We start from the raw sequence: 4,851 nt of genomic DNA on the forward strand, positions 1-4,851 counted from the left end.
GACTTCCTCTACCGCGTGGTCTCGCAGCTCGTGCCCTACGTCGGCTACCCGCGCGCCCCTCTCGCTAGAGGAAGCTCCCGTGGCGCCGGACGTAGGCGCGCTTGGCCAGCGAGACCGCCGCGACGTAACCCGCCACAACCCCGGCGAGAAGCACGAAGAAGCGCGCGGGCAGCGGCGCGAGGTCGAGCGCCGCGCCGACGGGCGTGAACGGCAGCGCCGTGGCGAGCGTGATGCCCGCGACACCGAGCGCCGTCACGGGCGCGGACGCGCGGCTCCGCAGCAGCGGCACGCGCGCCGTGCGGATGAGGTGCACCGCGAGCGTCTGCGTCCACATGCTCTCGACGAACCAGCCTGCCTGGAACGTCGCCGTGAAGAGCGCCCGTCCCGTCGCGTCGAGCGCTCCCCAGGCGCCCCCGGCCACCGCCGGGCACACCCAGAAGAACAGCGCCGCAAACGTCACGAGGTCAAAGACCGTGCTCACCGGCCCCATCCAGAGCATGAAGCTCCGGATGGACGCGCCGTCCCAACGCCGCGGGCGCCGCACCAGCTCGTCGTCCACGGCGTCCCAGGGCAGCGCCGTGCAGGTCAGGTCGTAGACGAGGTTGAGCAGCAGCAGCTGGACGGCGCTCATCGGCAGGAAGGGCAGCAGCGTCGCCGCGACGAGCACCGAGAGGATGTTGCCGAAGTTGGAGCTCACGGTCATCTTGACGTACTTGACCATGTTGGCGAGCGTGCGGCGCCCGCACACGATGCCGCGCTCCAGCACCATGAGGTCCTTCCGCAGCAGGATCACGTCGGCCGCCTCGCGCGCCACGTCGACCGCCGAGTCCACGGAGATGCCGCAGTCCGAGGCGCGCATCGCGGCCGCGTCGTTCACGCCGTCGCCCATGAAGCCCACGGCGTGCCCGCGCCCGCGCAGGGCGCCCACCACGCGCGCCTTCTGGGCCGGGGAGAGCTTGGCGAACAGCGCGGTCCGCTCGACGGCATCCGAGAGCTCGTCGTCACCCAGCGCCTCCACGTCCGCGCCCGTGAGCGCCCCGTCCGCCGGGATGCCCAGCGCGGCGCACACGTGGGCGGCCACGGGGGCGGCGTCGCCGGTGAGGACCTTGACGCCCACGCCGTGCGCGGCGAGCGCGGCCACGGCGGCCCCGGCCGACTCCTTGGGCGGGTCGAGAAACGCCAGGTAGCCGATGAGCGTGAGGTCGCGCTCGTCGTCGGTGGTGAGGCGGTCGGCGCCCGCGGGGTCGCGCTTGCACGCCACGGCGAGCACGCGCATGCCCTGGCCGGAGAGCTGCTCGGCGCGGCGGTTCACCTCGCCGGCGAGCTCGGTCGTGAGCGGCACCACGCGTCCCTCCAGCTCCGCGCTCGAGCAGACCGCGAGCATCTCCTCGAGCGCGCCCTTGCAGACCATGAGGGTGCGCCCCCGCGTGTCGCCCACGACCACGCTGAGACGGCGCCGCTCGAAGTCGAACGGCAGCTCGTCGACAAGCGACCAGCGCGCCGCGAGCTCGTCCGCGTCCCCACCCGCCTCGGACGCGCGCCGGATGATCGCGGAGTCTATGAGGTTCTTGACGCCGGTCCCAAAGAAGCTGTTGAGAAACGCCGCGTGCAGCACGCGCGCGTCCTCGTTGCCGAGCACGTCCAGATGGCGCTCGAGCACCACGCGGTCCTCGGTGAGCGTGCCGGTCTTGTCGCAGCACAGAACGTCGACGGAGCCCAGGTCGGAGATGGCGCCGAGCCGCCGGGTGATGACCTTCTCCCGCGAGAGGTCGACCGAGCCCTTGCCCAAACAGCAGGTCACGAGCATCGGCAGCATCTCGGGCGTGAGCCCCACCGCCACGGACAGCGAGAAGAGCAGGGCGTCGAGCCAGTCGCCCTTGGTCAGGCCCGAGACCACGAGCACCGTCGGGACCATGACGAGCATGAGCGCCACGAGCAGACGGCTCGTCTCGGCGATGCCGGCGTCGGAGGCGGTGTCGCCCCGCGCGTCGCCGCCGAGCGCGCCCGCCGCCGCGCCGAGCAGCGTCCGCCCGCCCGTGGCCACCACGATGCCGGTCCCCGACCCCGAGATCACGGTGCTGCCGAGAAACGCCAGGTTGGCGAGGTCGGTCGCGGCGACGTCGGCGGACGCGTCGGGCTCGGCGGCCGCGCGCTTCTCGACCGCCTCCGACTCGCCGGTGAGGGAGGACTGGCTCACGAAGAGGTCGCGCGCCCGCACGAGCCGCAGGTCGGCCGGAACGACGTCGCCGGACGAGAGGTGCACGACGTCGCCGACCACGAGCTCGTCGAGCGGCAGCTCGAGGCGGCCGACGCCCGCGCGCTCCGCGCAGCAGGTGGTCTCGATCATCTCGCGCAGCGCCTCGGCGGCGCTGTCGCTGCGCTCCGTCTGGACGAAGCGCAGCGCGCCCGAGGCAAGCACCATGACGGCGATGATCGCGGGCGTGGTGAGGTCGCGCGCGGACGCCTGGGCAAAGACCCAGTCGGTGAGCACGGAGATGACGGCGATCGCCACCAGGATGTAGGTGAACGGGTCCGCGAAGGCCGCGAGCAGGCGTCGCGGCAGCGCCGGGCGCTCGTCACGGGACAGGGCGTTGTCGCCCCAGAAGGCGCGCATGGCGTCGACCTCGGTCTCGTCGAGGCCGTGCTCGTGCGCCCCGAGCTCGGCGAGAAGGGCGTCGGGCGTGAGCGCGGCCACGTGGAGGAGCCAGCCGCGCCCGGCCGTCGCGGCGCGCGGGGACGTGTCCGCGCTCGTGGGCACGCGCCTCAGGGCGCGCGCGAGAAGGGTGGTCAGCAGCATCGTGCCACCTCGCATTCCCGGGACGTGCGAAGGGCCGCCCGCGTGGCGGACGGCCCTGGGAGTGCGTCGTTGCGGCAGGGATGCCTAGGCGCGCCGGCGCCCGCCGTCCCGACCGACGGGGGCCGCTCCCATGGGCGTTGCGTTGTGTGCGGTGCGTCTACTACTGCCGTCGCTCATGAGGCACCTCCCTCGGTCTGGCCGCGCGGGCCGCGTGCGCTTCGGGCACAGGATGCCCCACTCCCCTCGCGCGCGCAAGGGCGCGGGGGAGCCGGGCGTATCCATCGCCCGTCGCGTCACGCGTCGCGCAGCGCGGACAGGTGCTCGTCGATAATGCGCTGGAAGCGCGGGGAGATCTGGTCCACGCCCCGATGGGTCTGGGCGTAGGCGATGAGCTCCGCGCTCGTCGTGACGACCCCGCGCCGAAGGGCCCTCCGGGCGTCCCGCTCGATGAGCGCCCCCATCCCGGGGCGCAGCTCGTCGGCCAGATGGAGCGTCTTGCTGTCCGTGACGATGCCCCCCTTGAAGGGCAGCAGCGTGAGCAGCACGAGCGAGGGGATGGCGTGGACGTGCTGGTCGGCGGGGCCGCGCAGGGCGCCCACGGCGAAGGCCCTCTCGGCGTTCATGTAGACCGCCGCGTCGGCGTCCGCACCGATGCAGGTGAAGAGGTCGCGCACGGCGTTGCGCCACGGGCGCGCGACCTCCAGGTGGGCGCGGCTCACGCCGAGGGGGTTCTCGCGCACGAAGTCGTCCACGATCCAGGGACGCTGCCACAGCGCGTCGCTCACCACGCTGCCGTGGCCCAGGGCCCGGTCGTCGTCGCCGTGCAGCGCCACGCGCGGCGCGTCCACCAGGTGCAGCACCTGGTTCGCGTAGGTGAGCAGCTCCTCCATCGTGTCGTAGAAGAGGTGCTCGTCAGCCTCGTCCATGTGGGAGTAGGGGAGGCGGTCGAGGGTGACCTCGCCCGTGCCGCCCATGATGCGGATGTTCATGCAGACTCCTTCCGTCGGATGGGGAGGAGCCTAGCAGCACGGTCGCGACGCTGCCTTGCGGCTGACTTCCCGCTCGCTGCCCGACCAGCTCGGAGGCGGTGTCCGTGCCGCGCGGGGCCGAGGGGACTTCGTGTGCGGCGCCATTCGGGCGCCGAGCGGTTGGCGCGCGGCGCCCGAACGGCCGGACGCGTCGAATCCGTCACGACCGGGCGCGGCCGCGCACCGTCAGTCCATCGTGTGCGTGGAGAAGACCGGGTCGTCGCGCCACCAGATCACCTCGTCGCCGGGCGTCGTGAGCGTGGCCGGCACGTCGATGAGCCGCTGGTTGGACGAGCCGCGGAACCGCAGCGTGATGTCGTGCTCGGCCTGGACGAACGGTCCGTCCACCAGCACGTCGAGCGTGTCGAGGATACGGTCGGTGACGTCGCCGAGGTTCCAGGCGCCGCCGGGCCTGAGCTGGTCCCAGGTGTGGCCCGAGAAGAGCCAGATGGACTTCTCGCTCCCAAAGCGCTCGCGCACGGCCTCGAGGAACCCCACGAGCCCCTGCTGGTTCTCGGGCTCCATCGGCTCGCCGCCGAGGATCGTGAGGCCGTCGACGTAGGGTACGTCCATCGAGTCCATGACCCTCTCGGCGACCTCGTCGGTGAAGGGCTCCCCGGCGTCGAAGTCCCATGCCTCCTCGTTGAAGCAGTTGGGGCAGTGCAGGCGGCACCCCGAGACGAAGAGCGTGGTGCGCACCCCCACGCCGTTGGCAATGTCGCAGTACTTGATGTTCGCGTAGTTCATGGAGCTCCCCTGTTGCCTCCGTTGCGCGCACTCCAACCGGTTGCGTACACCATTACGTATCTGATGGCGAGAAGGCCACCGCTCTGACCAGGCACTTCTCGTCAAAGGACCAATTTTCAGCCTCTCAATAGTGTACGTATCCGACTGGGGTGTACGCAATCGGACGAAGCGTACGTAACCGAGAAGAACGCCGCGGGACGCACGCGAGGCGCGCCCGCGCGCTGCACACAGAAAGACTCACGGCGGGAACCAGAAGACGAGGGGCAACGAAGAGTTTTT

Annotated in this window: 3 protein-coding genes; all 3 read right to left on the minus strand. The window is 71.6% G+C overall.

What is annotated here, in order from left to right; all coding sequences use genetic code 11:
* Positions 1 to 64: 64 nt before the first annotated feature.
* The gene (mgtA, locus tag ACWTSU_RS09435; RefSeq protein ID WP_455140056.1) at positions 65 to 2,797 is read right to left on the minus strand and encodes a magnesium-translocating P-type ATPase; all 2,733 of its coding nucleotides are present in this window, start codon (positions 2,795 to 2,797) and stop codon (positions 65 to 67) included.
* Between the two features lie 293 nt (positions 2,798 to 3,090).
* Positions 3,091 to 3,786, minus strand: coding sequence for a hypothetical protein (locus tag ACWTSU_RS09440; RefSeq protein WP_455140058.1), 696 nt, complete (start codon positions 3,784 to 3,786; stop codon positions 3,091 to 3,093).
* Positions 3,787 to 4,011: 225 nt separating this feature from the next.
* Positions 4,012 to 4,572 carry an anaerobic ribonucleoside-triphosphate reductase activating protein gene (gene nrdG / locus ACWTSU_RS09445; RefSeq protein WP_455140060.1) on the minus strand — a complete coding sequence of 187 codons (561 nt, stop codon included), beginning with the start codon at positions 4,570 to 4,572 and terminating at the stop codon, positions 4,012 to 4,014.
* Between the last annotated feature and the right edge of the window lie 279 nt (positions 4,573 to 4,851).

It is taken from the genome of Thermophilibacter sp., from assembly GCF_966187215.1.